Consider the following 24,123-nt stretch of genomic DNA (forward strand, 5'->3'; position numbering starts at 1 on the left):
CACAATGAGTTTACTGAAAAATACCATCAATAAAATATTGCTTTTAAGAAACAGAGGTGAAAATAAATGTTTACATGGGTACTGTGGAAGGATATAAAAGGCGAAGTGCATAGAATTAAATTTGCTAATTATGATTTAGCTGACAAATTCTATAAGATGATTAAAAAAGATTATTTAGTAAAAGAAATCAGTAAAGATGAATATGATATGGCTTGTGGACTTTATAAGCTACCAATGAATAAATATTTATTCCTAGCTTGCTAAATACAATCGGTTAAAATAGTTCTTTTAAATAATTTAAAATAGAGGGGTGTAAAATGGGAGTAAAAGCAAGATACGAAAAGAAAAAACAAGTAAATGTGGAATTGAGTGCAGCACAAATAACTCAACTAGACTTTATTAAAAGGTCATACGGTTGGACGACAACAGACGCAGTAAGATTTCTTATTAGAAAAGAAGCTTTGAGACTACATAAGAGTATTACATAAAAAGAAGGAGTGTTAAAAATGGAAGATATGACTTTAGGTAAATATATTAAAAAAGAATTATTCAAGAGAGGTATTCCGATGAGAAAGGTAACAGAAATATCAGGAACAAATGTAAAAACACTTCACTATAATTTAAACAATGACAGTTTAAGGGCTAACGAGCTACTAGCAGCAGCAACTCTAATTGGTATTGATCTTAACGAAGTTAGAAAAACTTATTATGATAGGGAAAGTGTGTAAGATGGGCTATCATATCAAATGGGAAGAAGACGGAAAGCAAAAAGATATCTATGTGGATGCTTGGATCGAGCGTGATGTGATAGTAGAACGATTAAACGATCAAGGTATTTCTCATATTTGTGAAATCAAATAGTGTATAACAGAATGAGTTAAAAATCGCTGGCTATTTATAGAAAGAAATTATTGACTTAAACAATATAATAAAATAAAATGACGAGGAAGTGATTATGATGAACGTGCAAGAGTTAACCACTGAAGAGATGCAAGAGCAAATTGAAGATTATAATGATTTTATGGAATGGAAAGAGAGATACGAAAATTTATCATTTTATCTCAACCCTAAAGAAATGAATGAGTTAATGGCAGCTTATAGTTCTAATTGTAGTGATTCAGAGTTTGTTGAAATGCTGACTAGTGCAATGACTACTGCAACCATGAGAAAGAAAATGTACAATAATGGGGTGGCGACAATTGAAGCCGTATGAAGCAATTAACTATCTAAGACAGAATGAAATTAGTTCATTAGATGAGGCTATTAGATACAGAAATGAGCATGATATAAAGCATTGGATTAGAGTCGCCAACTCACGAAAAAGATCGAGAGAGTCACAAAAGGAAAGTGAATAAAAATAAATAAAGAGGGATGTACGATGATTAATTTTGACTTATTACTAATTAAGAAAAGTGGCTACTTTTATGACGTATGGTGTGAGTATTCACAGTTACCAGTAGATTCATTTACCAGCTATGAGAAAGCAGCAAGTTTTGTTAATGGGTATCTGTATAAAGACTGTAGTAATGAAGAAGCGAAACGAGGGAAGTTGTTTAAAGAGTTTGTAGAGCATGATCTTAAAGAAGGTACTACATATAGAAAATATTTCAATTTCGATACAGTAGATGAAATGGCAATGGTATAATAAATTCGTATAACAGAAAAGGTGAAAAATCGCTGGACTGTTTTTAGGAGGAGCTTAATGATGATGCTCAACATTGACTTGGAAGATATTATTAATAAACCCAATGATAAAGGTGATGACTTAATTACAAAAGAGGTAAACGGTAAATATGTATCTTTTTTTAAAAGTAAACCGCAGCTTATAGGGATGGGAGTTACTGATTTACAGTCACTTGAAAGCTTAAGGCAGCTATTAAGATAAAAACAGAATTTCAAGGAGAGTGAAAACATGGCTATTCAAACAAATACTTATTTAAAAGCAATGAGCAATTCGGAACTTAAAGAGATTTTTTCGAATGTCAAAATGAAATTGTAGAAGGAATCAAAATTTACTTATCAGAAAGAGTAGTCTAATTTAAATTCACTTTTATGAGGAGAGATGAAATGAGAGAGCCATTAAAAGATGGAGATGTGAGACAGTCTAATAACGGTGTGGCAATTGTAGTTGGAGTGTGGCAAGATGGCGAAGACATTCAAATAATCTCCAAAAATCAATTTAAGACCTCTGTAAATGAGAAAGAAGGCAGTGTAAGATGCCACAAAAATCTTTATAAACACTTGCGCACTCTTTTGCAAGATCAAGGTAAGTGGAAAGATTAAATGAAATCAGAGTTTTATTTAAAGTTAATGGAGTGGTGACAGTTAATGAATCAGAAAGTAGAGCAGGATATCGAGTTTAGAACGTTTCTGAAACTGTATGATGAGGGCATTAGATTTGTTGATGATGAAACTAATAATATAGCAGCATCTAAGGACAATGGGCTTGGAATAAGTACAGTTTATGATCATCGTGCTATTAAAGAACACAAACTATTAAGCTTAGATGGAAAGAAATTAAGTGACGATGAAATTGAATTAATGTTCAACTATCTGTATTTCAAAAAACTAGTAAAAGATAAGAAGATAGTTTTTTAATTTGATAAATGCAGACTTTTATTAGAAAAAGGAGGAATATTATTGAAGATAAAAAGCAAATATTCTACATTTACTTTAAGCGAGAATGATGTGATCATGTGGAATGAAAAGATTTATCAGTTGCTTAGTCAAAGAGAGAGTAATAGCACATATCCTGTATTAAATGAGACTCAGGTTCGACAGTATATCAACAATGGCAGTTTGAAGTTTCTGAAACATTATATAACCGAATACACAAGGGTTCCAGTGACATATTATAGACCTATTAAATAAAATATCTAACTTATTCAATTTGGAGGGAGAAATGAATATGCATTTATCTGATGAACAAAAAGATGCGTTAAAATTTTCGATCACACAACTTAATATTGAAGGAAATAGAAACAATGATAAGCGATTCTTTAAAGTATCAGAATCATTAGAGAGTATCTTAAGAGATGATGAAGACTCGTATTATCAAGAAATGGCTGATGCAGCTAGAGAAGATTGGGCAAATGAAATGGAAGACTAGATTTTTTAAAATGTCAGTTTAATCCAAAATAGAGGAGATGAGAGTAATGGAAAAATTAAATCGTGTTAGTTCATTTTTCTTTAATACATTAGAGGCTCAGTCGAATTTTGCGTTAAGTTATGAGTCTAAATTAGACACCGAAAGGATTGACGTTTATTCTTTTGGCAGTGGGATGGTAAGCTTTAAAGTAAATCATATTTTTGAAATAACAAGTGAGCCAGATTTAGACCTGTACCAAAAGCAAAGTGAAAAAGGAGAAGTAATTGCAAACGACCTTTACAACAGATTCATTGAATCAAACGCTTATAAGAGAAATAAAGAATTGTTCGAATCCCCATATTCCATTGCTGATAAAGATAGAGTTTTAAAATTTGAAAACCTTAATTTAGAATTAAAAAGATGGATGATCGAAAACATAGAGAGTTTTGACTTTATAAAATAATCATTTTAAGGGTGTGTAAGAATGAGAGCTAACTTATACGAAAAATTAGAACTATTGCCAGAAAAGGATAAAGGAGATTTATTGCAGGCTATTTTTGGACTTATGGAAATTGCTGAAGATAATAGTACGCACCTAAATCCAAAAGACTTTTTTACATTGATTGAAATGAGGACTAAATAAAAGCATCATATAGCAAAAGGAGTCAAACCGTTCTATCTGAACGGAAAGATATATGCATACCTGATGTTTTATAGCATAGCGTACTTATCAAATCACATGATAATTTAGTTTCACAGTTCAGAGATAGCGAATATATCATTTTTGTTATTAGACAGTCTTCTCTGTCTATGATAAATTTAGTTGCAGCAAAGGAGGAGATTAGATCAATGAAGACTTGGGATGATGTTTCTAAGGATATTAGCTCAATACCTGATGACAAAAAGAAATATATAAGCCTGTTGGCTGAGATGGTGTCTGTAAGAGAAAGAAAAGGTTTAACACAAGCTCAAATTTCAGAAATTACAGGACTCTCGCAGCCATCTGTTGCAAGATTAGAGAACCCATCGAACAATATGAGCTTAATTACAGCAATAAAATATTTAGAGGCACTAGGTATGGAGTTAAGATTTATACCTAAAGAAACAAAAGAAAAAGAATAATTTCTTTAAAAGTTTAGTTTTATTAAGAAGTAATCACTCTATAATACAAAATTATATAGTCATAAGGCTTATTTTTCGAAAAAATCAACGAAAATAAGCCTATTTGTCGTTGTATTTATTGTTTTTATATTTTAATTTGCTATAATAAAGATAAGAAAAAGAAAGAAAAATAAATTTAATGTTTAGGACAGTACATAAAAGGTAATCACTAAGAATATAATAAATTAAAATATAAAAAGGATGGTATATGAAATGAGTACAGTAATCGACTTTAAGCGAAAGAGTGTAGAAAAACAATATAAAGCATTATTCAACAATGGAACTGCAGCTCTTAACCTGAGAGAAGAGGAGCTGTATTGGAAGAAGCAACAAACAAAGATAGTTAAAATTGATCCAGAGACAACAAGAAAAGAAATGCTAAAAGGTTACATGGAAATGCTAAGTAAATAATACATATCTATTGCAAAATGGCTTACCTAAAGGTATAATAAAGATAATAAAAATTAATCAGGGAGTGATCGAGATGGAATTGGCATACATTCACAAAGTTAACGTTGAAGAAATTATTAACAAGTTTATAGAAACAAAAATTGATAAGCCTACTACACGTAATAGTTATCGTACTCACATTAGAGACTTCTATCTGATCACAATGTCTAAGCAGCTTAATGAATTGATTGAAAAGGATTTAATTATCAGCCATAACATTATTGATACGTTTATGGTTGAAGGTAAGAGGAAGTGGAGCAATAACACAATCAATACTAAGATGGCAGCAATCAAAAGCTTCTATAAGTATCTTGAATCAAGGGTAAATGATTTCATGCTTTCTGTTGAAATTGACTTCTCTATATTAAAAGGGTCAGACAGATTAAAGACACAAAAAATTAACTACGGTAAATTAACTTATGATGAAGTAGTTCAAATGTCTGAAATTGTATTTGAGACTGAAAGAAATAAAGCTAAGAACAAAAGTGCATTTTTATTGTTTGCTCTAGATACTGGCTTGCGTAAAGAGGAAATTCAAAAAGTACAGTGGAGAGATTTGAGAGTTATTGATAATGATCAAATCTATTTTCAAGTAGTTGGTAAAGGCGATGTAATTCATCAAAGAATCATTAAGAAAGAATTATATTCAATCATCTTAAATGCGAAGGAGGATGATAAGTATTTATTCCCTTTATCAAATACAGAAATTCAATATATGTTTGATCGTTTAAGAGCTTATATGAATATTCCAGAGGAAAGAAATATTGTATTCCATAGTATTCGGAAAGCATCGGTTACAGAGTACTACTATTTAACTTTAGATCCACTTGCTACTCAAAAGTTTGCTGGGCATCAAAGTTTTGATACAACTACAAAATACATTCAAGAGAAGGATTTTGGGAATATTGGTGTAATGAGTATGAGAGAAACCGTTAACAGCGATGACCTAAAATCGCTGGATAAAAATGAACTTTTGGAATTAATTGATAATAACAATGAAATTAAAATTCGTTTAATTAATGAACTTAGAAATAAATAATAATGTTTAACAAACCGTTTAATTGTTGTATAATATAACAAAGTGAAATATAATTAAAAATGAGGTGATATTCGTGAAAGTAGATCGTAAAGAATTGGAAGAAGTATTAATTCCAGTATTAATGAATATTAAAACAAACAGAGATAAGAACAGACAATTTAAGGATATGATGTGGCAGTATGATGTAGCAGCTTCTAGGGTAACAGAGATACTTGCCAAAGCTGATGAAGTTGTACCTAATATGGATTTAAAAGAATTAATAATTGTAAACTTCGAAGCCTATAATTTATTAAAAATAAGAAAAATTGATCCGAAATTATTTTTTAATGACAGAGAAATTAAAGAAGCAAAATCTACTTTTGTAGGCGAGCATTCTGGAGATGACATTGCTAAATTCCCATATACATTTAAAAATGTATTAAAAACTTCTGATGGCTATTTTGCTTTAGTTTCAGTTTCTGCATTTAGGAAATTAGAGAATGGGAAACAAATTCAATATAATCCTAATACTCAAAGAAATACCAAGAAAACTAAAACGACTGATGGAGACATGATTGAAACTCCTAGAGTGAATCAGAAAAGTATTAAAGAAATCAAAGAGCTGTTTTTCAAAGGCAAGCTTATCTCATCTACATTAGCATTTAACGCTCGCTTAGGTACGTCTGATGTGGATGAGGAATTGATTTATGATGATGAAGAAAAGACTTTAACTATAACAGAAGGTACTTTATTTGACTGTATAGATGGGTATCATCGTTACAGCGCAACGATTGAAGCACAGGCAGAAAATCCTGATATAGATATGGAATTTATGGTGAAAATTGTGAATTTAACTGAATCTCAAGCAAAAGAACACTTCACACAGACGAACACGATCAACCCTATTCCTAAATCACATAAGAGAAAAATGGATGAAAACAATTATGTTAATTTCTTAGTAAATTATATTGAAGGAAATTCAGAACTAAAAGGAAAGATTGTTTCAGATCCAGTAGTTTCACCCAAGAGTGATTCTCTAACTTCTTATGGGACGCTTGGAGAAGCAATTGAAAAGCATTTTAACGTAGATAATAAAGGTGCAGCTATTAAACTAGGCAGATATTTAACAGAATTCTTTAATGAAATTTGCTATAGCTATCCAGATGAATTTTTGGGTGATGTAGCTGAATATAAAAAGAAAACATATATAAATTCACAATCTATGTTTGCAGGATTTATTGCATTAGCTAAAAGAATGCATGATGAAAATATAGAGATTAAAAAGATAAATGATATTCTAAATAATATTGATTTTAGTAAAGATAATAATAAGTGGGATAATATCCTTTCTGGAAACAGAACGGTAGCGATAACACAATATTTTAATGAGCTAAATATAGACCAATATAAATAATAGGCGCAGGTGATATAGAATGTATAATGAAGCAATTAAAAAAAGGTATTTAGAAACTATTTCTGAAACAAGCTATGTTGCTTATGAATCCAGATTAAAAGCTTTATCTAATGATGAAAAAAGATATAATAAAGATATTTATGATTTTACACGTAAGGAAATAATTGACACTCTATACGCTTTAGAATTGCCATCAATGTCTTCTGCTAGAGCTTACCTTTCAACAGTTAAAAGCTATATTGACTGGGCAATTGCAAATGGATATGTTAATAGCAACATTAATCCAGTAGCTAGAGTATATACTAATGTATTAGATGAAATAATTGATCATACTAAAAAGATGTTTATATCAGAGGAAGAGCTTACAGAAATTGAAGAAAAAGACTTGAATAATAATTATCAAGATCGAGTAATTTCAAGATTAATTTTTGAAGGTGTGTATGGTACTAAATTTAGCGAGCTTGCTGGCATTAAATTAAAAGATATTAATACCGATACAAATGAAATCACTATTAGAGAAGGTAAATTTCCACGTACTGTGCAAGTATCAGAACGATTAGTAAACTTTTTATTAAAAGCAGCGTCAGAAGATATGTATATTCTTGCAAATGGACTAGCTGAATCTAGAGCAAAAGAAAAGAAGCTAATACAAAATGACTATGTTATTAGAGCAGTGGATAATGGAAGAATTAAGGATCACAATGCACCAGTATCTTATATGACTTTATATACTAAATTAAGACACATTAAAGAAATAACAAATAAACCTTACTTAACACCAACTAATATTAGAAGAAGTGGAATGCTATATATGGGTTACTTGCTTTATAAAGAAAATGGGAAGTTAGATAAAGAAGAATATAATCTTATAGCTGAAAAATTCGGAACGGGTAAAATAGGGGTTAACAGAGACATAAATAATATAGCAGGTATCAAAGAATTTGTTACGATTGATAATATAAAATCTTATTATGAAATTTAATCTTCTAGAGAATATAGTCCGTATGTAACGGGCTATATACCATACATAAAAATAAATTAAAATATTTTAAACTTTAAATAATAGTGTTTGGATTCGGTTTGTAGAAATATAAGTATACTTATACTAAATTTGCTACAATTTGACTCGAAATACTAAAATTCGACAAAAATAGTCAATGAATAATAAGTTATTATATAGTAATATTGGTTTAGGAAATAGTAATCTTTTATGTCTATACTTTGCTTTAGCGCAAAGTCGAGGTAGACGAGGAATGTGTTTCCTCATCTTCTCTGAGCCCTGTTTTCCTTAGGAATCCAGTCATAGAGATCATCAATGCGTATGCCTAAAGCTTGGGCTATAGTGGCGGCATTGTCTAGGGACATAGCTCTAGAATTACTGGCATATAAGGAAATTGAAGAAGTGTCGATACCTGTAATTTCTGACAGGTCTTTATGTTCTAAGTTTCGCTTATCCAGTAATTTTTGAAGATGGCATTTCCCTGTAGTTAGTTTTCTGCCCAAATGACACCCTCCTTTTGAACTATAAAGTGAAAGTGCCATTAGTAATAATAGCAGAAGTTGGGAATATAAGAAAGGTTTGTTTTAAATGCTCATTATTATATAGACAAATACACAATGTTCGTCTAAAATAAGAACATACGTTCCTGTAGTGATGAGTATATGGAGGTGTTCGAATGAAAGACTTTAAAAGGTTGCTCAGTCTAAAGTTAGAGACTGGACAAGTTACTATGAGTGAAATAGCTCGTGCAGCAGGATATAAGAACATCACACCACTCAGTAAATATTTGAATGATGAGAAAAGAGAATTTGACTGTATTACTAGGATTATAAAAATTTCAAATTATCTTTTTTCAAACGATTTAACAAAAGAAAAGAGCATTATAGAAGCTTATTCGGAAACTGTCGATCCCAATAAAGAGATATCCAGACAAACTCTTGAATATTTGAGCTATCATTCCCTCATAAGTTACAGAAACAGTTTGCTTGAGAAGATGTACTCTTGCAATAATAAAGAAAGTAAAGAGATGGCTACTATTTACAAATATGAAAAACTGTGGGATAATACATGTGACAAGCTTGAAATGATTGAAGATGAATGTGTAAAATCTGATAACAACATTATTTACAAAAAATATTTAAGAATGTGCTGTTTTTATTTAGAAGGACACAGCTCGATGGTTGAGTACATGCACAGAAGAATAGTGGCTAATCTAAACAGACTTGGTGATTCTTATATAAAAGAAAGCTATCAATTAAGAATCTTTAAGCTACTAGCAGCTTTTAAACTAGGAATAAACAAGCCTGAAGAGTGTGAAGAAATGGCGTTGTTTGTAATCGGTAAATCGAGAGATAGAAACACTGCAGCAAGCATGTATCAGCTAATAGGCATGTCTTATCTTTATCGAGACTATGCTAAAGGTAGACTTTATCTTGAGAAAGCTCATGACATCTTTCATGAAATTGAAGAGGTAAATGGAGATAATAGTATCTATAACTCACTTAGTTTACATGATCACTACTGGGGAAAAGAAGAGAACTCCGAAAGGTTTATGGATCGGATAAGCTCCTGTTCCAATAAAGCGCTAATAACATCCTCAGCGATAGGTAATATAGCTTCCTATACTTCCTTAATGCAAAATACAGATAAGGCGAGTATGAATAACAGAGATTTGGCTTTTTACTATTACAGCTTAGGATATCTATCAGATGATGAGGAGCTGCTCTGGAAAAGCATTAAGTTATTCAAGTCAATAGATGATAGTTACTACGTAAAGCTTCCAATTGCAAAATTAGATATTATGGGTACTTGTAAGCAGACTCTAGAAGTTGCTAGCCTATAAAATAGGTAATTGAAGGGAGGTGAAATCAAGTGAAGAAAATTGCAAAATCATTATTAATCACTGCAGCTCTTACAGTAGTACTTTCTACTTCTGTATCAGCAACAGAAATTACTATCAAAGAGAGCGATAGCAGTATTGTTAAACCTCTAAATGGTGGGACTCCAATTGTCACACCATAACCACATATATTTATTATGAGACGTAGCCATTCGATGGTTTACGTCTCAAGCTATTTAAAGGGATGTTTCCAATAAATTAAAATTAAGAAATCGGATAATAATAGGGGGAAAAGCAATGTATCAAGCTCATGTATCACTCAACTTAGAATTAATCGTAAAGGGAATCGAGAAAGAAACAATTGAGGCGGCTTGGGAAGAAGTACTAAGAAAACTGTCTGAAGAAGTAATTGAAGTAAATGGTGTGGATATTAGACAGGTCAATGGGGAGAGTGTAGACTGTGAAATCGGATCACATGAAGTTGAGATACATGAAGTGGAAGAAATTTAATGAGGGGAATCGGTCTAAGTATTTAGGGGAATACCTAGACACTGAAAGATTCCTAATTAAAATCACAATTATCATTATACCAATAAACTATAACTAATGAAATAAAAACAATCGCATTTCTTGTAAGAAAGTGGTTGTTTTTATTTTGCCTATGTAATATAATTAATTTATAAAATAAATAAAAATTAATAAAGTTGGTAATGTTGATGGTTTTAGATGAGCAAAAAGAGTTTGGTCAGTTTATTAATTTCATGCGGAAATCAGTAGGTTGGAGCTTAAGCAAGCTTGCTGAGAAAATAGGAGTGCATGAAAACACATTGTCGAGATGGGAAAAAGGAATGAAGATTGCAAAACATGATGATCAGTACATACTTGAAAATCTTATCAGAAATGTAATCAAGGAAGAAATTAGAACACGCAGAGTAGCATAACAGGACATAATAAATATCGCTGAGATAAGGAGAGGGTTTGAATGAAGTATAAAGCTATTACAGTTTGGTCGGTAATCACGGAGTTTGGAGTAAAACTCAATCATATTGAAGATGGATGGGTTAATGGTGATAAGCCACAACCAATTAAAAAAGAATTTACGAATCAATTAGCTTGGCAAAATTTAAAATGGAAGAAAGAACATAAAATACTTAATGAAAAAAGACAGGTAGTAAGTGGTATTGCCTACTGGATAAAAGAGTAATTTTATTCAAAATGACTAAAAGTGAGCTAAAATAGGATTTTTGCCTATAACTGATATGTGCAGCCAAATAACGTTGATATAACAAGGGTTTTCATCGTTAAAATAAGTATTTTTACAATAATCTCAAATATCGAGAAATAAGTTTCGATAAAATAACGGTTTTAATAAATGGAGGAGACAATTATGAATTTGAATGATCTTTTAAGCATAACTGAAGAAATTAAACAGTCAGAAAGTATTGAGCTTGTTTTTGAGAATTGTGAATCAATTTCGATACCAATATCATGGTTCAATAAGTTGAAACTTGGTAATATGGAGCAACAAGATGAAAAGGACTCTTATATTACAGATTCTTTGGATATGACTATCCAGCTAAGCAGCTTAGATGAACTTACATACTCACCTTCTGACCCGCACGAAGTTTTGGGAATGTTTATTGGGAATGAAACATGCAATGATGTAGGGGAAAGACCAAATATTCTAGGTAGAATAATTAACTATCATGATATTGTTGTATTGTACTTTGCATACGGAAAAGGCAATCGTTTCAGATCTGTCTATGTTCCTTGGGGTGATGATCAGTATAATAACGAGTATATGAAGGTTGATATCGATGAAGAAAAGATGACATTAAATGTTTTTATTAAAGATGATAAAAATGTATAACAGGATTGAATATAAATCGCTGGAGTTGATGACATGAGGGCAGTTGAAGCAGTAAAAGAAAAACGCAATCAATTAAGAAGTGAATTAGAAATGTTTATAGAAGCGAAAGATATCAAGTATCCAACCCCTACTAAATTCACTGATTTAAATGAATATGAAGGGAATGAATTTTCATATATTATGGGCTGTATTAATAGTCTTAGAAATCAGATAAATGCATTAGAATTTGTTTTGAATGAAGATTCTGAGATCGTTGACTATACAGTGCCATATCCTCGGCAAAGTGAAGCTGGAGTAACAAAGGAGAAGGTTGTTGAAATAACTGTAAAAGACAGTATTAAAAACTGGTTCGAATAATATTTGTGAAGTTTGAGGAGGGTCTTCTATGCTTAAATCTAATATAGTAGTTGTGACAGGAATTTTGAATAAAGAGTTAAAAGGCTACTTGGCTGAAAAAGGTTATGACCTATTAAAGCTGAAAAATAATTACAAATCCAATTATAGAGAAATCGTATGCGGTGAAGTTAAAAAGAGTATTAAAAATAGCAGTAAACTTGCAATTTTATCAAATAATGAATTAGCAATCCAAGAAATTAATAACCTAATAACCTTAAGCTATATCTCGTATGATAATAATGAATTCTTTGGTAAGTATCCACATCTAAGAGTCGCCCCATCTCTAAAGATTGATGATATAGAGGCATATGAGCACAAAGGAGATAGGTTCTTTTCAACCCAGAAAATTAGTAAATATGGGATAGAGATTGAATGGATGAATAGTAAAATAGAAGACAGTATTAATTACACGTATGATGTGCAGCAAGCCATTAAAGAAGATTAAAATTAATAATATTAAGCTTAGAATGGAGTGGGAGAAGTGAAAGACATTGAAGATATGACATGGGGTGAAATTGAAGAGAAGATCGGTCAAGTAAGATTTGCAGTTTATATATTAAGTGAATTATTTAAAAGTGATCAGTCGCACTTGGAGTCAATTGAAACGCAAGATGATAAGTATGAAGCATTTATTAAAGGAGAATTGAAGGTTACAAAGAAGCCTTAAATTTGTTCAAAAATGAGGAAGAGCACATTTAGAAAAGAAATAAAATATTGATTTTAACCAAAGTGAGGTGAGGGTATGAAGACTAAAACTGTAAGGATCTATCCAGATCGACACCCAAGAATTGGTGATAATGTAGTGGCATTACGAACAAGTGGTATCTATCACAATAAATATATCGAAGGCTATGAATACACTGTGGTTGGTTTAGGTAATGAGACAATTATAGTAACAGGAGAAAGAATGCCTTCAAATTCAAAAGAGTTGGTTATATTAGATGGCTTCTATGCAATTTATGAAGACGTGATTGAAGAGGTAAAAGAAACCATACTTAAAGAAACTCATGAGAAGGTTTATTGTTTTTGGGTTTACCTCTCTTTAAACGCAAGACATATATTTACGAAGAAAATTAATTAAAATTATCATTATATTCAATTGATAGGAGGAGTAATAATGTATCTACATAACAAAAAAGAATATACTGACTTGCTAGAGATGAGTACAGTTTTTCTTAAAGAAGTTTGCAGCGGAGTATATGAAGTAGAAAAAGATCACAGTCCAGAAGCATACTGTGAATTTGTTGATAGTAAGGTAGTAGCAAATTACCTGAATGAGTATTTGACTGTCATACAAAGACTAGATGATAGTTTGATTTCGAGTTACAGCCATTTAGGTGGTAGCGTAGGGCGAGAATTTTAGTAATAGTGGGAGGGATATGTAATGGAATACAAGTTAAAGTACGTAATAAAGAAATATGATCATGGTTGGTCTGTATGGTTGCAGCGAGAAGATAGAAAATTCTTAATCGGGAGCGCATTAGAGTCAGAGGAGGCAGTGTCTAGACTTATTAAAGAGATACGCTTACAAGAACCAAGTGAAAGCAAGGATAATGTAGAAGCAAGAAGCCCTAACTGTATAGGAAATGGTGAGTATTTGGTTTATTACAAAGAGCCAATTAAAGGTAAGATAAATAAGTTTACTGGTATTTGTGAAAATTTTAATGGTTGTGGTCTTAATGTTTTTTGGAATGAAGAAAAAGAACAAATGCTAATAGTTAAATTTCTAGATATTGTGGGCTTATACCCAATTCAATAGAATGAATAAAATAATTTTCAGAGGTGAACATGATGGTAAAAGCTTATAGTGGAGATTTAATACAAGTCATAGAACCATGTGACTCTTATAGCGTTGAGGATATTCTGGAAGTTGATTGCAGAAGTTCAGATATGGGAGCGTGTGATGATAATACAGTGCACACTACATGCGACCTCGTATTGTTTGATAATGAATATAAGATCTTTAAGAGAAGTAGATTAAGAGTTGATGAGAATGAACCTAAGCGCAGCAGAGAGGATATTTTTCAAGACTTTCGAGAGTTGCAGTTTACTGTTAAATTTTTAGCTTCAATTGTGCAAAATGAAGGAGAGTCGTGCGATGATGAACTGTTAGACTGGTGCAGCAAAAAAGATGAGGTCGTTAGAAAGCTAAGCAGCTTAGAGAAAGATGTAGTTAGATATTTTAGTAAATAGAGGTGATTAACATTTTCTTTAAGAAAAAACCTAGACTAAAAGAAACTTACGAAACAATCTGCAGGTGTGGATACCCGCTTCCATTAAAGCCTGTATACATCAAAGAAGGATTCATAATGGAAAGAGTATCAAGCAGTGAAACGAGCAAGAGATAGTGTTTAAAAATATTCTAGATGGGGACATCTATCTCACACTGAGGATTGGGTAATTGTTGATAGAGATACGAATAAAGAGTACCTAAGAAGGTTGGAAAATACCATCCATAAAATAACAATCAGGAGGTAGGTAAATGAGTTTTGCGGTGGATTATATGATGAAACTGAACAATTGCAATAGCATAACTGTATTAGAAGGTGATGGTGAATTCTTAGATCATTATTCAGATGAGATTTATGATATTCATACTATTAAAATCCCATTCAGTGCCAGTGGGAAACATATAACTGTATTCTCAAAAGAAGATGAAGATATTGTAGAGGATAGAAGTTATTTCGATGGTAAGATATTGAGCTTTAATTGCACTAGTGTCTATCATTGGAAACTTTAAGCGCATGACATAAACTTAAAAATCATAACGAATGATGAGCAGATGGATTTGTCCGACAAGGGCATAAAATTTCTATCATGAATTCAAAGGAGATGTTGGAGTTAATGTGAATAAAATGGTGTATCAAGATATGTTACTGGATATTAAGATGTCTTTAAACAGCTTCATAAGAGATGGCTTAACAGGCGGGTTTCAATTTGATGAAGAATGTGCATCTGAGTTACAGCGACTTGAGGATAAAATTTCTTATGTTATTGAAGAGCAGCAAAATGAGATTGATTATCTAAAAGACGCATTAAAACACAGAAAACATCAAACTGAAGTTCATGTTGATACCATTTTAGAATTAAAAGATAAAATTAAAAGTCTGGAAGGATTAACTGATCTGCAGGATAAGATGATTGAACATGATGATAGATTAAATAAACAAACAATTGAGGAAAACGAAAGAATGAAAATAAAGTTAAGTAAGATACAAGCAATGTACGATGATATTGGACTATCTGATGAGGATTTTATAAACGAGATAGATATAATCCTAGAAGATTAAAAAGGAGGAATGGATAATGAATACAGGGAAATGGTGTTACAGTTTTAATGGTGAGAATTTTGAAGGTGTGTTTGACTATAAAGAAGGGGCAATTAATGAAGCTAAATGTAACATATCCGAAGATGACGGAAGTGTGATTTATATTGGTCAGGTTAAAGATATCTCATTTGGTGTTCCTATTGATTGGTTATTAGACCAATTAAGAGAGGAAGCGTATGAACAAGCAGGAGAGGTTTCACAGGATTTTATGATGTATGTAAACAAGGAGCATCGGTATGAACTAGAAAATCAATTGAACAATGTACTCCATGATTGGATGAAAAAATACAATTATGAACCTAATTTTTGGACAGTAGAGAATATAGAAGAATTTAATAGGAGGTGATCAAATGGATGATAAAGAATATCAAATAGCAATGGAAAAAGAAAAGACTAAGCGAGAAATGATTTCTTCTGTGTTTTGGCTTGTGCTTTGGCTGTTAGTTATAACAGGATGCACCGTTAGCAATGCAATAACTTTTTAAAGGAAAGGAGAGTAATTATGAAAAGATATTAAGGGCTGGTGGGATTAATTCTAATAAAAAAGGCAAGAATTTTAATCTCGCCCAATATCTCTTTTTGCCATTTCTAGCAAATAATTAGTAGCCTTATCTAAACTAGCCTCAAAGTGCTGTCCCTTATATACATTTACTTTTATACCGCTCTTACTGACACTTGACGAAATCAATTCACCCTCATAATCATCGTCTTTAATCCTTACAGATTTTTTAAATTGACGATTTATTTCAGATGTGAGAGTTTGATTGTGTTTTGGCTGAAATCTTTCTATGCAGTATGCTTCAAACTGTTGTAATTCATAATCACATGGATATATCTCAATCACCGATATTTCAGAAGGATCTCCTGAATATGTTGTGGAACCTTTAAGATGGGCTGTCACCCTTGTATTAAGATTCTCTGATAATCCTATATATAAAAGCTCATTGCACTCTGTCTTAAAGAAATACAACCCAGATATCTCAGGAATAAATTTAATATTGTTACGTTTATACGATATTGGATTTTTAAGAATTATTTCAAAACGCTTATTCATGTTAAATCCCCCTATTTTCTGATGTATAAATTATAACACAGCAGAGAGATAATTATGTAAAACTCACTATATGCGAGAGCTTTTATCGATTTCTTGCTTGAGAAAAGGTTAATATAAAAAGATTTTAATAATGAGAATTAAATTAAAATAAAATGTGGATTTTATATGAAATAAGAGGTCGAAAACAAGAGTAAAACAGAGTATTGAAGAGTATACAGGAGGTATGGAGATGTCTAAAGTGTACCTAGTGGAAACAGATAACGGAGAAGCTTATGAAGACTATTTTTCAAGTGTAGTTAAAGCTTTCACTACATATCGAGCAGCTTCAGAATGGTTGATTAGTGAAGGATATGAACCATATTATGAAATGTTCCATGGAGAAGGTCGTTTAAGGTTTTATTGGGAAGAGAGTGATGAATATATGTCTGATTGTAGTTTTGGAAAGATCATTGAAATGGAATTAGAAGAATAGAGGAGGAATTTAATAGTATGAGCGATATTATGATGTGCAACAATAAAGACTGCAGCGTAAACGATTCTTGTTTTAGATACATAGCTGAACCAGTAGCAGAAAATCAGTCAATTATGATGTATCCTGATATGGATTGTGTAGATAAGGGATACTTCATGCACTGGGACAAAGGAGAGTAATGATATGAGTCAATATAAACAGACGATCCGATTCAGTAAAGAGCAGATTGAAGAAATGGTTATAGAAAGAATGATTGAAAAGGGTTATGACGAAAAGGATTTAGAGGTATTTGTGCATATTGGTGGAGTCACGGCTTACGTCAAAGAAGACAAATAAAATTATTAGGAGGTTTATTATGTCATTTCAAAATGTATGGGTGGTCAGCGATACGCATTTTAATCATTCCCGCATAATCGACTTTTCTTCACGCCCATTTGTTAACACCGAAGAGATGGATGAAGCATTAATTGAAAACTGGAATAAGGTAGTTAAACCTAATGACCTGATCTTTCATTTAGGAGATGTTTTCTTTTGCAATGCTCAGCGCATGAAAGAAATTAGTGATAGACTTAACGGACGTAAAATTCTCATTCTAGGTAATCATGATATCGGAAGAATTAGCAAAAGTAAATTTAGAAAGCTAGGATTCGAGCCTTATATGTATTATGTGTTTGAAGAATTATTTCTTAGTCACTATCCGCAGCAGGTTAATCCACTTAGTAGTTTAGTAAATAATACGGACATTATTGTGAATGTACACGGACATACGCATGAGCAAACGTCACATCTCAATAAGGATATACATTACTGTGTAAGTGTAGAAAACATTAATTATACACCAATTCATGTAGATCAGGTATTTAGTGATGTAGCGAGAGGTAAAAGACCTTATGACTGCATCTGAAGTAATTAAACTAGGGCAGGACATTGAAAAGATTGATCTTGGCATGTTCTCACAATTGTCGTTAAATATAGTATTAATTATTTTAGGATTTTTAGTGGCTGGTATAGCTTTAGGATATTGGGCGCATGTAGACCCATTCTCAGAATTTTTTAGGGCTTTCGGCTCCTTATCATTAATAGGCATTGGTGTAGCACTTATTCTTTGTTGGTGCTTCCTATTTCCTAATCAAAAAGCCGAAGAACTTTACCAAGAAGAAATTGAGCAATGGAGGGTAAATTATGTAATACCATATATTGAGTCCTTGCCATTAGATCAGAGAGAGATAGTATATATTAAAATAGATACAGAAATTCACAGTGACGTAAAAGGTCAGTCTTCATGGTTTTACGGATATACCAGAACGTCCGAAGTACATAGAACACCATTGACTATTTCTTATAAGAGCAATGGTATAGTTACTGAAACCAACTGGTATGAAACTTACATGGAATTAACTGATCAAGAAAAGCCATATATTGAATTTAATTATCTTGATCAAAGCTTGGGTCATGGAGTGACTGCAGGGAAGTATAATTCTAAGATATACCTGCCAGAGAGTTATGAGTTTACAGATATAAAATAAAATAAAACCATTGTTTTAAGGAGAGTGTTAAATGTTTAAAGTAGATATTGAGGTAAATGGTTCAACATATATCTTTAATGTTGGTAATGTAAAGTATACTGTGGCAGCCAGCAATATTATGGAAGCAAAGAAAATGTTTCTTAAGTTTACTGAAGATCAAGTAGACTTAGAGATACATAACATGATTAGTAAATATGTCGAATTGAAAAGCGTGTTAAGTGAAAGTGAATAAATCATGACTTTTATTGAGAGGTGAAATGATGTTCATGTGTGGTGACTGTAGCCGAGATAAAGGACTTAGCTTAGGAGAGAGGAAAGAGTTAGCTTTAACACTTCCTATCGGAGAGAATGTTTGTGGATGCGGGAAGACTGTTATATACGATGGCTTTAGGGTTCAAGAAATACATGCCAACAATCAAACAATACTAAGTGTAATTAATTTATAAAATAATTTAAAATTAATATATACATTCAAAGTTTATGGTGCTATAATCAAGTTAACAGAAAGGAGGAATTAACTTGAGTGAATGTCAGTTTGAAATACATAAGAAATTAAATGATTATAACACGTCAGAAGAAATGTTAATGATAACACCTCCAGAGAAACACCAGTGCGATAAAGTAGATCAGATAGTAAAGGAATTGATCAATATTGAAAAAGTCAGCGTAATAGGGCGTTATGATGCAGGAGACATTGAGAATTTGATGGATAAGTTAGATGATATTCAACGGTCATCCGATGGGCTTGAAAAAGAGGTTGAAGAAGTAAGAGCAGCACTAGAGATGGTAAGGGAATGGGGTCAAGACTGGAAGAATTTCGCTAAGAAGCTTGTTAATGAAAATGGAATTGATCTAAATAAATATATTTAAAATTTAAATAAAAGAAGAGGTTTATTTGAAAAGGAGGTATGAATTATGGGAGCTTCTGAAGGTGTAAAAGTTGCTAGTATTGAAAGTGACTGCGAGAATTTGTTAACTAATATGAATGAAAGATTGTTGAAAGCTAAGTGTGATTTTGAGGAATGGGACAATTCAGAGGATATGGAATTAATTGATCAGATGGAAACTGCAATTGAATATATGAATGATATGCTAGAAATTATTAAGAGCTATAAATCATGAATACAATCCTAAAAAAGATTAGAGACCGTTGGAATAGGATTAAACTACACGACACTGTCTCAGTGCATACATTGGATGGAAAACATATTGCTACTGGAGAGATTGTAGAGTATGGACAGAAGACAGTAACATTAAGACAGCATATTAGTTTTGATGTAAGAAAAATTAAACTTGAGAAAGCTGACTAGCTAATTGAACTTAAGAGGGAAACTGCGACGTAGAAAGGGTGATTAAATGATTACAGATAAAAACAATCGAGAGGTAAAAGAAGGAGATACAATCGAATTTACCAATACGTTCATACCTTATAAAGTCGTGCTTAAAGATGGTTTGCTAGGCTCATATGAAAACGGTGAATTTATAGCGTTGAAAGATTGTTTAAGGAATTTTGCTATTACCAACAGGTGAACAGTCCGACCACACTAAGAAGAATGAAATCGTGAGAAAAGGAGGAAATAAAATGCCAAAACAAATCGTAGTAACGGCTTTGGGTAATCGAATTGAGTACGCTACAACAAACGGAAAAGGGTTAATAACTGGAAAACGTGAAGATATCACAGATGAAACTATTGGCGCAGTTTTTCAGCACCTTATGGAAGAGTATAAGAGGAATAACAAAGAAGGTAAGTCTTTCGGTTATGGCTATGAAGGGCTGGGAGAAATTCACTACCACCCACCAAAACAAGAAGACGTAAAAGACTGAATTTAAAGGAAGTGAGATAGGACTATATGGAGTTTAAAATAAAAATAAAATTCTTGCATAAGGGTTCTATTAATAAGAAGATTGAATGTAAAGACAGTTACACTGCCATAAAGGAAGTAATAGAGACACTGAATCTAACTGAGAAATCCAACATAAAAGCAATTCTAGTCACTAACTACAATTAAAATTTGAAGGGATGATTAAAATGGATAAAAATAAACTAGCGTTATTAAAAGAAGAAGCGATAGAAAGAAATCAAGAAATTAGTGAAATTTTTACTATTGGAGGAAAAGTTAAATGTGACTCAGATTCCTATGATGATATTCCAAAAGGCTCAAAAGGCACTGTTTTAAAAAAGACCTATTCAGAATATGGGTGCGACTTAAGAGTGTATTTTGAGAATCTGGATATTGAGACATGGATTGACGCTGGCGATATGAGTTCAATTGATTATATTTAGGGGGGTGTTTAGATGTCTGTATATCATGCTCTGCAAACTTTAAGAGAAAAGAAAAAGTTTTTAGAAAACCAACTAACTAAAATTAAAGAAGGAGAATTTGATGATCAAGACATTCAGAAAGTGAGTGTCTATAAATATAAGACTACTCAATGGCTGTCCGAAACAGAAGAGGGTATCGAAGTCTTAGAAGGCTATGAAGGAATTAATGTTAAGTAAATTTCTAAAGTTGAAATTTACGAAGGAGGTGCTAACATGTTCAACGACAACAAAGACTTCTATCCAACTCCAGAGCATCTATTTTACAAACTGATGAATGGTAAACGTTATTTGTCAGGCAGGATACTTGAACCGTCTGCAGGTAAGGGAGATTTAATTGGTCACATTAAAAAGCTGAGCAATCGTGATGTCAAGATTGATGCGATTGAAAAGGATAGCAGGTTGTCAAATATTCTTTCGGGTGATGGTATTAGTGTAGTGTGGGATGACTTTCTCACCTATAATACATTTAAAGAATACGATTTTATCATCATGAACCCTCCTTTCAGCAATGGAGTAGATCATTTGCTTAAAGCGATTGAATTAGCAGAGCAGCAGTTAAGCAGTTGCGACATTTATGCAATAGTAAACAAAGAAACAATAGACAATGCATACTCAAATAAACGACAAAACTTACTACATAAAATCAGCTCATATAATGGCAAAGTTGAGTATGTTTCTAATGGATTTTCAGACAGTGAGCGTAAAACAAATGTTGAAGTTGCTTTAGTAAGATTGTCAGTAGCTAAAAACAATCAAGGTAAAAGTATCTATGATAGGATTGTATTTAATTCGAGTAAAAAGGCTGAACAAGAACTAAGCACAGCGCTTTCTACAACTGTAAAGAATGGCAATATCCAGTCTAAAATTAATGATATTGAACGCCTAGTTGCTGAGTATGAAACAGCTTGTGACTTAGCAAAAAAGGCATATCAAGCAATGAGAGAAAGAGAAGTGTTCTTTAATTACATTGACACTGTAAATAAGGGTGACAATCTTTATTCAAACAAACTTAATTTAATCAGTTCTCACAGTCATACAACAGAAAATCTTAATCAAGAGTTAGATAAGTTGAGACATGGATACTGGCAGCTTATACTTGATACAGATGAGTTTAAGGAGTTGCTAACTAATGATGCCATCCAAGAACTGAATAGAAGAATGAATTTAGCTGATGAATTGGAAATCAATCTACAGAATATCAAAATGCTCATAACAGCAATCAACTATAATCGCCAAGACATGCTGATGGAAAGTGTAGTCTCAATCTTCAGGAAGATTACTAGGTATCATCAAAACCAATACAGCACGAACATTCATTATTATAATGGATGGAAGACAAATGATGCCTTTAAAATAAATAAAAAGATTATCATTCCAATTAAATATGTTTTTGATGGATATTACGACTTCTCTGACAAGTATGAGAATATCAATTCGGATACCAGACGCTACATTGATGACATTGTAAAAGCATTTAAGCTTATTGATCATAATGTCGAAGATGAGTTTGTACGTAGTAATGAGAATGAGTTTGAGAACAACTTGCTTAGATTTAAAATGTTCAAGAATGGAAATATTCACATCTGGTTTAAGGATCTGCAACTGCTGAGTAAGCTTAATTACTTATGTGGAAAACACTTTAACTGGTTGCCGACTGATGATGAGATGGAGAATGATAGGGCGGCTAGAGAATATGTGTATAAAGAATTTGGTGAAACTAAGGGAATTAGCTTATTGACAGCCTAAATAAAATAAATTAAAATGAAAAGAGGTAATAATTATGAGGAAATATCAAAGTATTACACGTCATGGGAAAAGCGGCACACACCTTACAATTGAAACTAATGATGAGATTATTATCCAAGAGAAATTAGATGGTGCAAATGCAAGCTTCAAGCTCGAAGATGGAAAAGTGGTTGCATTCTCTCGCAATACTAAACTAGATATGAGTAATGGCTTAAGAGGCTTCTATCAGTGGACTCAAACACTTGATCCGAGCAAACTATTGGAAGGCGTAGTGTACTTCGGAGAATGGCTAGTAAAGCACAAGCTCTCTTATGGAGAAAATGAAAATCAGTTTTATCTGTTCGATATTTTTAATGAGAATATTGAAGAATACGTATCATTTCAAATGGTAGAAGATGAGTCTGAGCGCTTAGGATTAAATTTGATTCCTATTTTCTATAAAGGTGTAACCTTACCGTTTGAAGAGATTGAGAAATATGCGGGAAAATCAATGCTTGGCGATGTTGGAGAAGGCGTTGTAGTAAAGAACTACAATTATCGAGATAAGTATAACAACCAAGTATTCACAAAGATTGTAACGAAAGAGTTTCAAGAAAAAGCTGGTGTGAAAAATCCTAAAGTTGCTACAGCAAACAAAGATAGCTTTGATCAGTTCCTTGATACATATATGACTAAACCAAGAGTAGAGAAGATTCTACATAAGATGGTCGATGAGCAAATCTTAGAAGAAGACTATGCAATTGAAGATATGGGGTTAATTCTTAAAAATGCAGGTAGTAGAGTATATGATGACTTAATTAAAGAAGAATTAGACTCTTTACTTAAGCAACTACGAGCAAAAGTAGGAAAAAGATTGCCAGTAGTCATTAAAGAGATTTTAGTGGAGCAAAACCGAGCATAGCCTAAAATCAATGTGTTAAAAAGCTAGTAAAATCAAGGTTTTAGAGCAGTCAATATTGTAATAAAATGCGTGTTTTATTAAAAGTTAAAATTAACGAGGTGTAATTATGAAATTCGGTGAAGAAGTAAAGGATTTATTCTCGGTATCAAATGATTACTTTCTAGCTCACTGTATTAGTGCTGACGCTAAAATGGGAGCAGGAATTGCAGTTAAGTTTAAAAGAAGATTTAAGCTTTGGGAATTTCAGAAGGTAGCACAAGAAACAGGATTAAAAGTAGGAAGCTGTGCAATGGTAGGTCGAGTACTCAATCTTATTACAAAAGAATGCTATTGGCATAAACCAACTTACTTAACTTTTAGAGCAGCTTTAGTAAATATGAAGAAGATTGCTCTAAAACATGAAATTGACAAAATTGCTATGCCTCAAATTGGTGCAGGTTTAGATAGGCTAGATTGGGAAAAGAACAAAGAAATAATTCAAGACGTGTTTAAAGATACAGATGTTGAAATCTTAGTTTGTAAACTAAAATGAGG

Annotated in this window: 51 protein-coding genes; 49 read left to right on the forward strand and 2 right to left on the reverse strand. The window is 32.2% G+C overall.

Going from position 1 to position 24,123, the window contains the following annotated elements; all coding sequences use genetic code 11:
- The first annotated feature begins 66 nt into the window (after nt 1–66).
- The 17 genes from PQ478_RS08750 to PQ478_RS08830 all read left to right on the forward strand — a co-directional run bounded on the left by PQ478_RS08750 (nt 67) and on the right by PQ478_RS08830 (nt 8,113).
- The gene (locus PQ478_RS08750; protein ID WP_289236521.1) at nt 67–264 is read left to right on the forward strand and encodes a hypothetical protein; all 198 of its coding nucleotides are present in this window, start codon (nt 67–69) and stop codon (nt 262–264) included.
- Between the two features lie 53 nt (nt 265–317).
- A complete protein-coding gene (locus PQ478_RS08755; RefSeq protein WP_289236522.1) occupies nt 318–488 on the forward strand; it encodes a hypothetical protein in 171 nt (56 codons plus the stop codon).
- An 18-nt stretch (nt 489–506) separates the two neighbouring features.
- Nucleotides 507–728 (forward strand): hypothetical protein, encoded by a 222-nt coding sequence (locus PQ478_RS08760; protein ID WP_289236523.1) that lies wholly within the window; start codon nt 507–509, stop codon nt 726–728.
- A gap of 1 nt (nt 729) precedes the next feature.
- Nucleotides 730–861 carry a hypothetical protein gene (locus PQ478_RS08765; protein WP_289236524.1) on the forward strand — a complete coding sequence of 44 codons (132 nt, stop codon included), beginning with the start codon at nt 730–732 and terminating at the stop codon, nt 859–861.
- A 94-nt stretch (nt 862–955) separates the two neighbouring features.
- Nucleotides 956–1,213, forward strand: coding sequence for a hypothetical protein (locus PQ478_RS08770; RefSeq protein ID WP_289236525.1), 258 nt, complete (start codon nt 956–958; stop codon nt 1,211–1,213).
- A gap of 165 nt (nt 1,214–1,378) precedes the next feature.
- Complete coding sequence (locus PQ478_RS08775) at nt 1,379–1,645, forward strand: hypothetical protein (protein ID WP_289236526.1); 267 nt, start codon at nt 1,379–1,381, stop codon at nt 1,643–1,645.
- A 57-nt stretch (nt 1,646–1,702) separates the two neighbouring features.
- Nucleotides 1,703–1,885, forward strand: coding sequence for a hypothetical protein (locus tag PQ478_RS08780; protein ID WP_289236527.1), 183 nt, complete (start codon nt 1,703–1,705; stop codon nt 1,883–1,885).
- Nucleotides 1,886–2,067: 182 nt separating this feature from the next.
- Complete coding sequence (locus PQ478_RS08785; RefSeq protein ID WP_289236528.1) at nt 2,068–2,283, forward strand: hypothetical protein; 216 nt, start codon at nt 2,068–2,070, stop codon at nt 2,281–2,283.
- A gap of 45 nt (nt 2,284–2,328) precedes the next feature.
- Nucleotides 2,329–2,598 (forward strand): hypothetical protein, encoded by a 270-nt coding sequence (locus PQ478_RS08790; protein ID WP_289236529.1) that lies wholly within the window; start codon nt 2,329–2,331, stop codon nt 2,596–2,598.
- 304 nt (nt 2,599–2,902) lie between these two features.
- Entirely contained in the window at nt 2,903–3,109 is a 207-nt protein-coding gene (locus PQ478_RS08795; RefSeq protein WP_289236530.1) for a hypothetical protein, read from the forward strand.
- Nucleotides 3,110–3,155: 46 nt separating this feature from the next.
- Nucleotides 3,156–3,551 (forward strand): hypothetical protein, encoded by a 396-nt coding sequence (locus PQ478_RS08800; RefSeq protein WP_289236531.1) that lies wholly within the window; start codon nt 3,156–3,158, stop codon nt 3,549–3,551.
- 21 nt (nt 3,552–3,572) lie between these two features.
- The gene (locus PQ478_RS08805; protein ID WP_289236532.1) at nt 3,573–3,731 is read left to right on the forward strand and encodes a hypothetical protein; all 159 of its coding nucleotides are present in this window, start codon (nt 3,573–3,575) and stop codon (nt 3,729–3,731) included.
- A gap of 206 nt (nt 3,732–3,937) precedes the next feature.
- Entirely contained in the window at nt 3,938–4,210 is a 273-nt protein-coding gene (locus PQ478_RS08810; protein WP_289236533.1) for a helix-turn-helix domain-containing protein, read from the forward strand.
- A 252-nt stretch (nt 4,211–4,462) separates the two neighbouring features.
- On the forward strand, nt 4,463–4,660 hold the full coding sequence (locus tag PQ478_RS08815; protein WP_289236534.1) for a hypothetical protein: 198 nt from the start codon (nt 4,463–4,465) through the stop codon (nt 4,658–4,660).
- Nucleotides 4,661–4,733: 73 nt separating this feature from the next.
- The gene (locus PQ478_RS08820) at nt 4,734–5,738 is read left to right on the forward strand and encodes a tyrosine-type recombinase/integrase (protein ID WP_289236535.1); all 1,005 of its coding nucleotides are present in this window, start codon (nt 4,734–4,736) and stop codon (nt 5,736–5,738) included.
- A 73-nt stretch (nt 5,739–5,811) separates the two neighbouring features.
- Nucleotides 5,812–7,131: a DNA sulfur modification protein DndB gene (locus tag PQ478_RS08825; RefSeq protein ID WP_289236536.1), complete on the forward strand. Its 1,320-nt coding sequence runs from the start codon at nt 5,812–5,814 to the stop codon at nt 7,129–7,131.
- A 19-nt stretch (nt 7,132–7,150) separates the two neighbouring features.
- On the forward strand, nt 7,151–8,113 hold the full coding sequence (locus PQ478_RS08830; protein WP_289236537.1) for a phage lytic cycle repressor MrpR family protein: 963 nt from the start codon (nt 7,151–7,153) through the stop codon (nt 8,111–8,113).
- 281 nt (nt 8,114–8,394) lie between these two features.
- Here the strand turns inward: PQ478_RS08830 and PQ478_RS08835 are convergent, their stop codons facing one another.
- Entirely contained in the window at nt 8,395–8,634 is a 240-nt protein-coding gene (locus tag PQ478_RS08835) for a helix-turn-helix domain-containing protein (RefSeq protein ID WP_289236538.1), read from the reverse strand.
- A gap of 173 nt (nt 8,635–8,807) precedes the next feature.
- On the opposite strand from PQ478_RS08835, the gene PQ478_RS08840 reads away from it, so the two are divergent.
- The 17 genes from PQ478_RS08840 (at nt 8,808) to PQ478_RS08920 (ending at nt 16,051) form a co-directional block, all read left to right on the forward strand.
- Nucleotides 8,808–9,974, forward strand: coding sequence for an AimR family lysis-lysogeny pheromone receptor (locus tag PQ478_RS08840; protein WP_289236539.1), 1,167 nt, complete (start codon nt 8,808–8,810; stop codon nt 9,972–9,974).
- 29 nt (nt 9,975–10,003) lie between these two features.
- A complete protein-coding gene (locus PQ478_RS08845) occupies nt 10,004–10,153 on the forward strand; it encodes a hypothetical protein (protein ID WP_289236540.1) in 150 nt (49 codons plus the stop codon).
- 115 nt (nt 10,154–10,268) lie between these two features.
- Nucleotides 10,269–10,481 carry a hypothetical protein gene (locus tag PQ478_RS08850; RefSeq protein WP_289236541.1) on the forward strand — a complete coding sequence of 71 codons (213 nt, stop codon included), beginning with the start codon at nt 10,269–10,271 and terminating at the stop codon, nt 10,479–10,481.
- A gap of 206 nt (nt 10,482–10,687) precedes the next feature.
- On the forward strand, nt 10,688–10,912 hold the full coding sequence (locus tag PQ478_RS08855) for a helix-turn-helix domain-containing protein (protein WP_289236542.1): 225 nt from the start codon (nt 10,688–10,690) through the stop codon (nt 10,910–10,912).
- 41 nt (nt 10,913–10,953) lie between these two features.
- Nucleotides 10,954–11,175 carry a hypothetical protein gene (locus tag PQ478_RS08860; RefSeq protein WP_289236543.1) on the forward strand — a complete coding sequence of 74 codons (222 nt, stop codon included), beginning with the start codon at nt 10,954–10,956 and terminating at the stop codon, nt 11,173–11,175.
- A gap of 183 nt (nt 11,176–11,358) precedes the next feature.
- Nucleotides 11,359–11,841: a hypothetical protein gene (locus PQ478_RS08865; RefSeq protein WP_289236544.1), complete on the forward strand. Its 483-nt coding sequence runs from the start codon at nt 11,359–11,361 to the stop codon at nt 11,839–11,841.
- 33 nt (nt 11,842–11,874) lie between these two features.
- A complete protein-coding gene (locus PQ478_RS08870) occupies nt 11,875–12,198 on the forward strand; it encodes a hypothetical protein (RefSeq protein WP_289236545.1) in 324 nt (107 codons plus the stop codon).
- Nucleotides 12,199–12,226: 28 nt separating this feature from the next.
- Nucleotides 12,227–12,682, forward strand: coding sequence for a hypothetical protein (locus PQ478_RS08875; protein ID WP_289236546.1), 456 nt, complete (start codon nt 12,227–12,229; stop codon nt 12,680–12,682).
- 36 nt (nt 12,683–12,718) lie between these two features.
- Nucleotides 12,719–12,904, forward strand: coding sequence for a hypothetical protein (locus PQ478_RS08880; RefSeq protein ID WP_289236547.1), 186 nt, complete (start codon nt 12,719–12,721; stop codon nt 12,902–12,904).
- A 75-nt stretch (nt 12,905–12,979) separates the two neighbouring features.
- Nucleotides 12,980–13,318, forward strand: coding sequence for a hypothetical protein (locus PQ478_RS08885; RefSeq protein WP_289236548.1), 339 nt, complete (start codon nt 12,980–12,982; stop codon nt 13,316–13,318).
- 36 nt (nt 13,319–13,354) lie between these two features.
- Nucleotides 13,355–13,600: a hypothetical protein gene (locus tag PQ478_RS08890; RefSeq protein ID WP_289236549.1), complete on the forward strand. Its 246-nt coding sequence runs from the start codon at nt 13,355–13,357 to the stop codon at nt 13,598–13,600.
- Nucleotides 13,601–13,621: 21 nt separating this feature from the next.
- Complete coding sequence (locus PQ478_RS08895) at nt 13,622–13,996, forward strand: hypothetical protein (protein ID WP_289236550.1); 375 nt, start codon at nt 13,622–13,624, stop codon at nt 13,994–13,996.
- 29 nt (nt 13,997–14,025) lie between these two features.
- Nucleotides 14,026–14,430 carry a hypothetical protein gene (locus tag PQ478_RS08900; RefSeq protein ID WP_289236551.1) on the forward strand — a complete coding sequence of 135 codons (405 nt, stop codon included), beginning with the start codon at nt 14,026–14,028 and terminating at the stop codon, nt 14,428–14,430.
- A gap of 289 nt (nt 14,431–14,719) precedes the next feature.
- Nucleotides 14,720–14,977 (forward strand): hypothetical protein, encoded by a 258-nt coding sequence (locus PQ478_RS08905; protein WP_289236552.1) that lies wholly within the window; start codon nt 14,720–14,722, stop codon nt 14,975–14,977.
- 106 nt (nt 14,978–15,083) lie between these two features.
- On the forward strand, nt 15,084–15,527 hold the full coding sequence (locus PQ478_RS08910) for a hypothetical protein (RefSeq protein ID WP_289236553.1): 444 nt from the start codon (nt 15,084–15,086) through the stop codon (nt 15,525–15,527).
- A gap of 16 nt (nt 15,528–15,543) precedes the next feature.
- Nucleotides 15,544–15,912 carry a hypothetical protein gene (locus PQ478_RS08915; RefSeq protein ID WP_289236554.1) on the forward strand — a complete coding sequence of 123 codons (369 nt, stop codon included), beginning with the start codon at nt 15,544–15,546 and terminating at the stop codon, nt 15,910–15,912.
- Nucleotides 15,913–15,916: 4 nt separating this feature from the next.
- Nucleotides 15,917–16,051: a hypothetical protein gene (locus PQ478_RS08920; RefSeq protein WP_289236555.1), complete on the forward strand. Its 135-nt coding sequence runs from the start codon at nt 15,917–15,919 to the stop codon at nt 16,049–16,051.
- Between the two features lie 71 nt (nt 16,052–16,122).
- Here PQ478_RS08920 and PQ478_RS08925 read toward each other — a convergent pair whose 3' ends face one another.
- Nucleotides 16,123–16,620: a GIY-YIG nuclease family protein gene (locus PQ478_RS08925; RefSeq protein ID WP_289236556.1), complete on the reverse strand. Its 498-nt coding sequence runs from the start codon at nt 16,618–16,620 to the stop codon at nt 16,123–16,125.
- A gap of 229 nt (nt 16,621–16,849) precedes the next feature.
- On the opposite strand from PQ478_RS08925, the gene PQ478_RS08930 reads away from it, so the two are divergent.
- The 15 genes from PQ478_RS08930 (at nt 16,850) to PQ478_RS09000 (ending at nt 24,121) form a co-directional block, all read left to right on the forward strand.
- Nucleotides 16,850–17,092 (forward strand): hypothetical protein, encoded by a 243-nt coding sequence (locus PQ478_RS08930; RefSeq protein WP_289236557.1) that lies wholly within the window; start codon nt 16,850–16,852, stop codon nt 17,090–17,092.
- Nucleotides 17,093–17,275: 183 nt separating this feature from the next.
- On the forward strand, nt 17,276–17,428 hold the full coding sequence (locus tag PQ478_RS08935; protein ID WP_289236558.1) for a hypothetical protein: 153 nt from the start codon (nt 17,276–17,278) through the stop codon (nt 17,426–17,428).
- Nucleotides 17,429–17,447: 19 nt separating this feature from the next.
- Nucleotides 17,448–17,996, forward strand: coding sequence for a metallophosphoesterase (locus PQ478_RS08940; protein WP_289236559.1), 549 nt, complete (start codon nt 17,448–17,450; stop codon nt 17,994–17,996).
- A complete protein-coding gene (locus PQ478_RS08945) occupies nt 17,983–18,618 on the forward strand; it encodes a hypothetical protein (protein WP_289236560.1) in 636 nt (211 codons plus the stop codon). The genes PQ478_RS08940 and PQ478_RS08945 overlap by 14 nt, the downstream gene beginning before the upstream one ends.
- 31 nt (nt 18,619–18,649) lie before the next feature.
- Entirely contained in the window at nt 18,650–18,850 is a 201-nt protein-coding gene (locus PQ478_RS08950; RefSeq protein ID WP_289236561.1) for a hypothetical protein, read from the forward strand.
- A gap of 287 nt (nt 18,851–19,137) precedes the next feature.
- Entirely contained in the window at nt 19,138–19,488 is a 351-nt protein-coding gene (locus PQ478_RS08955) for a hypothetical protein (RefSeq protein ID WP_289236562.1), read from the forward strand.
- Between the two features lie 45 nt (nt 19,489–19,533).
- Nucleotides 19,534–19,740: a hypothetical protein gene (locus tag PQ478_RS08960; RefSeq protein WP_289236563.1), complete on the forward strand. Its 207-nt coding sequence runs from the start codon at nt 19,534–19,536 to the stop codon at nt 19,738–19,740.
- Nucleotides 19,737–19,928, forward strand: a complete 192-nt coding sequence (locus PQ478_RS08965) for a hypothetical protein (protein ID WP_289236564.1) — start codon at nt 19,737–19,739, stop codon at nt 19,926–19,928. Before PQ478_RS08960 ends, PQ478_RS08965 begins: the two co-directional genes overlap by 4 nt.
- Before the next feature lie 46 nt (nt 19,929–19,974).
- Complete coding sequence (locus PQ478_RS08970) at nt 19,975–20,148, forward strand: hypothetical protein (RefSeq protein ID WP_289236565.1); 174 nt, start codon at nt 19,975–19,977, stop codon at nt 20,146–20,148.
- Between the two features lie 52 nt (nt 20,149–20,200).
- A complete protein-coding gene (locus PQ478_RS08975; protein WP_289236566.1) occupies nt 20,201–20,443 on the forward strand; it encodes a DUF7446 family protein in 243 nt (80 codons plus the stop codon).
- A 205-nt stretch (nt 20,444–20,648) separates the two neighbouring features.
- Nucleotides 20,649–20,903: a hypothetical protein gene (locus PQ478_RS08980; protein ID WP_289236567.1), complete on the forward strand. Its 255-nt coding sequence runs from the start codon at nt 20,649–20,651 to the stop codon at nt 20,901–20,903.
- A 12-nt stretch (nt 20,904–20,915) separates the two neighbouring features.
- Nucleotides 20,916–21,119, forward strand: coding sequence for a hypothetical protein (locus PQ478_RS08985; RefSeq protein ID WP_289236568.1), 204 nt, complete (start codon nt 20,916–20,918; stop codon nt 21,117–21,119).
- A 36-nt stretch (nt 21,120–21,155) separates the two neighbouring features.
- Complete coding sequence (locus tag PQ478_RS08990; RefSeq protein ID WP_289236569.1) at nt 21,156–22,688, forward strand: DUF4942 domain-containing protein; 1,533 nt, start codon at nt 21,156–21,158, stop codon at nt 22,686–22,688.
- Nucleotides 22,689–22,722: 34 nt separating this feature from the next.
- Nucleotides 22,723–23,589: an RNA ligase family protein gene (locus tag PQ478_RS08995; protein WP_289236570.1), complete on the forward strand. Its 867-nt coding sequence runs from the start codon at nt 22,723–22,725 to the stop codon at nt 23,587–23,589.
- Nucleotides 23,590–23,695: 106 nt separating this feature from the next.
- Nucleotides 23,696–24,121 carry a macro domain-containing protein gene (locus tag PQ478_RS09000; protein ID WP_289236571.1) on the forward strand — a complete coding sequence of 142 codons (426 nt, stop codon included), beginning with the start codon at nt 23,696–23,698 and terminating at the stop codon, nt 24,119–24,121.
- Nucleotides 24,122–24,123 lie beyond the last annotated feature (2 nt).

Source organism: Alkalihalophilus pseudofirmus (assembly GCF_029094545.1).
GTDB lineage: Bacteria > Bacillota > Bacilli > Bacillales > Bacillaceae_D > Alkalihalophilus > Alkalihalophilus pseudofirmus.

Bases quoted from the DNA above. Each gene is read 5' to 3' on its own strand.
- PQ478_RS08960 (WP_289236563.1), top strand. From the start codon at position 19,534: ATGGGAGCTTCTGAAGGTGTAAAAGTTGCTAGTATTGAAAGTGACTGC.
- PQ478_RS08965 (WP_289236564.1), top strand. From the start codon at position 19,737: ATGAATACAATCCTAAAAAAGATTAGAGACCGTTGGAATAGGATTAAA.
- PQ478_RS08750 (WP_289236521.1), top strand. From the start codon at position 67: ATGTTTACATGGGTACTGTGGAAGGATATAAAAGGCGAAGTGCATAGA.
- PQ478_RS08775 (WP_289236526.1), top strand. From the start codon at position 1,379: ATGATTAATTTTGACTTATTACTAATTAAGAAAAGTGGCTACTTTTAT.
- PQ478_RS08865 (WP_289236544.1), top strand. From the start codon at position 11,359: ATGAATTTGAATGATCTTTTAAGCATAACTGAAGAAATTAAACAGTCA.
- PQ478_RS08980 (WP_289236567.1), top strand. From the start codon at position 20,649: ATGGATAAAAATAAACTAGCGTTATTAAAAGAAGAAGCGATAGAAAGA.
- PQ478_RS08935 (WP_289236558.1), top strand. From the start codon at position 17,276: ATGAGTCAATATAAACAGACGATCCGATTCAGTAAAGAGCAGATTGAA.
- PQ478_RS08860 (WP_289236543.1), top strand. From the start codon at position 10,954: ATGAAGTATAAAGCTATTACAGTTTGGTCGGTAATCACGGAGTTTGGA.
- PQ478_RS08930 (WP_289236557.1), top strand. From the start codon at position 16,850: ATGTCTAAAGTGTACCTAGTGGAAACAGATAACGGAGAAGCTTATGAA.
- PQ478_RS08890 (WP_289236549.1), top strand. From the start codon at position 13,355: ATGTATCTACATAACAAAAAAGAATATACTGACTTGCTAGAGATGAGT.
- PQ478_RS08765 (WP_289236524.1), top strand. From the start codon at position 730: ATGGGCTATCATATCAAATGGGAAGAAGACGGAAAGCAAAAAGATATC.
- PQ478_RS08985 (WP_289236568.1), top strand. From the start codon at position 20,916: ATGTCTGTATATCATGCTCTGCAAACTTTAAGAGAAAAGAAAAAGTTT.
- PQ478_RS08815 (WP_289236534.1), top strand. From the start codon at position 4,463: ATGAGTACAGTAATCGACTTTAAGCGAAAGAGTGTAGAAAAACAATAT.
- PQ478_RS09000 (WP_289236571.1), top strand. From the start codon at position 23,696: ATGAAATTCGGTGAAGAAGTAAAGGATTTATTCTCGGTATCAAATGAT.
- PQ478_RS08885 (WP_289236548.1), top strand. From the start codon at position 12,980: ATGAAGACTAAAACTGTAAGGATCTATCCAGATCGACACCCAAGAATT.
- PQ478_RS08940 (WP_289236559.1), top strand. From the start codon at position 17,448: ATGTCATTTCAAAATGTATGGGTGGTCAGCGATACGCATTTTAATCAT.
- PQ478_RS08840 (WP_289236539.1), top strand. From the start codon at position 8,808: ATGAAAGACTTTAAAAGGTTGCTCAGTCTAAAGTTAGAGACTGGACAA.
- PQ478_RS08770 (WP_289236525.1), top strand. From the start codon at position 956: ATGATGAACGTGCAAGAGTTAACCACTGAAGAGATGCAAGAGCAAATT.
- PQ478_RS08905 (WP_289236552.1), top strand. From the start codon at position 14,720: ATGAGTTTTGCGGTGGATTATATGATGAAACTGAACAATTGCAATAGC.
- PQ478_RS08970 (WP_289236565.1), top strand. From the start codon at position 19,975: ATGATTACAGATAAAAACAATCGAGAGGTAAAAGAAGGAGATACAATC.
- PQ478_RS08920 (WP_289236555.1), top strand. From the start codon at position 15,917: ATGGATGATAAAGAATATCAAATAGCAATGGAAAAAGAAAAGACTAAG.
- PQ478_RS08830 (WP_289236537.1), top strand. From the start codon at position 7,151: ATGTATAATGAAGCAATTAAAAAAAGGTATTTAGAAACTATTTCTGAA.
- PQ478_RS08870 (WP_289236545.1), top strand. From the start codon at position 11,875: ATGAGGGCAGTTGAAGCAGTAAAAGAAAAACGCAATCAATTAAGAAGT.
- PQ478_RS08990 (WP_289236569.1), top strand. From the start codon at position 21,156: ATGTTCAACGACAACAAAGACTTCTATCCAACTCCAGAGCATCTATTT.
- PQ478_RS08895 (WP_289236550.1), top strand. From the start codon at position 13,622: ATGGAATACAAGTTAAAGTACGTAATAAAGAAATATGATCATGGTTGG.
- PQ478_RS08850 (WP_289236541.1), top strand. From the start codon at position 10,269: ATGTATCAAGCTCATGTATCACTCAACTTAGAATTAATCGTAAAGGGA.
- PQ478_RS08790 (WP_289236529.1), top strand. From the start codon at position 2,329: ATGAATCAGAAAGTAGAGCAGGATATCGAGTTTAGAACGTTTCTGAAA.
- PQ478_RS08900 (WP_289236551.1), top strand. From the start codon at position 14,026: ATGATGGTAAAAGCTTATAGTGGAGATTTAATACAAGTCATAGAACCA.
- PQ478_RS08755 (WP_289236522.1), top strand. From the start codon at position 318: ATGGGAGTAAAAGCAAGATACGAAAAGAAAAAACAAGTAAATGTGGAA.
- PQ478_RS08995 (WP_289236570.1), top strand. From the start codon at position 22,723: ATGAGGAAATATCAAAGTATTACACGTCATGGGAAAAGCGGCACACAC.
- PQ478_RS08945 (WP_289236560.1), top strand. From the start codon at position 17,983: ATGACTGCATCTGAAGTAATTAAACTAGGGCAGGACATTGAAAAGATT.
- PQ478_RS08915 (WP_289236554.1), top strand. From the start codon at position 15,544: ATGAATACAGGGAAATGGTGTTACAGTTTTAATGGTGAGAATTTTGAA.
- PQ478_RS08805 (WP_289236532.1), top strand. From the start codon at position 3,573: ATGAGAGCTAACTTATACGAAAAATTAGAACTATTGCCAGAAAAGGAT.
- PQ478_RS08800 (WP_289236531.1), top strand. From the start codon at position 3,156: ATGGAAAAATTAAATCGTGTTAGTTCATTTTTCTTTAATACATTAGAG.
- PQ478_RS08975 (WP_289236566.1), top strand. From the start codon at position 20,201: ATGCCAAAACAAATCGTAGTAACGGCTTTGGGTAATCGAATTGAGTAC.
- PQ478_RS08780 (WP_289236527.1), top strand. From the start codon at position 1,703: ATGATGATGCTCAACATTGACTTGGAAGATATTATTAATAAACCCAAT.
- PQ478_RS08950 (WP_289236561.1), top strand. From the start codon at position 18,650: ATGTTTAAAGTAGATATTGAGGTAAATGGTTCAACATATATCTTTAAT.
- PQ478_RS08820 (WP_289236535.1), top strand. From the start codon at position 4,734: ATGGAATTGGCATACATTCACAAAGTTAACGTTGAAGAAATTATTAAC.
- PQ478_RS08760 (WP_289236523.1), top strand. From the start codon at position 507: ATGGAAGATATGACTTTAGGTAAATATATTAAAAAAGAATTATTCAAG.
- PQ478_RS08925 (WP_289236556.1), bottom strand. From the start codon at position 16,620: ATGAATAAGCGTTTTGAAATAATTCTTAAAAATCCAATATCGTATAAA.
- PQ478_RS08855 (WP_289236542.1), top strand. From the start codon at position 10,688: ATGGTTTTAGATGAGCAAAAAGAGTTTGGTCAGTTTATTAATTTCATG.
- PQ478_RS08795 (WP_289236530.1), top strand. From the start codon at position 2,903: ATGAATATGCATTTATCTGATGAACAAAAAGATGCGTTAAAATTTTCG.
- PQ478_RS08810 (WP_289236533.1), top strand. From the start codon at position 3,938: ATGAAGACTTGGGATGATGTTTCTAAGGATATTAGCTCAATACCTGAT.
- PQ478_RS08875 (WP_289236546.1), top strand. From the start codon at position 12,227: ATGCTTAAATCTAATATAGTAGTTGTGACAGGAATTTTGAATAAAGAG.
- PQ478_RS08785 (WP_289236528.1), top strand. From the start codon at position 2,068: ATGAGAGAGCCATTAAAAGATGGAGATGTGAGACAGTCTAATAACGGT.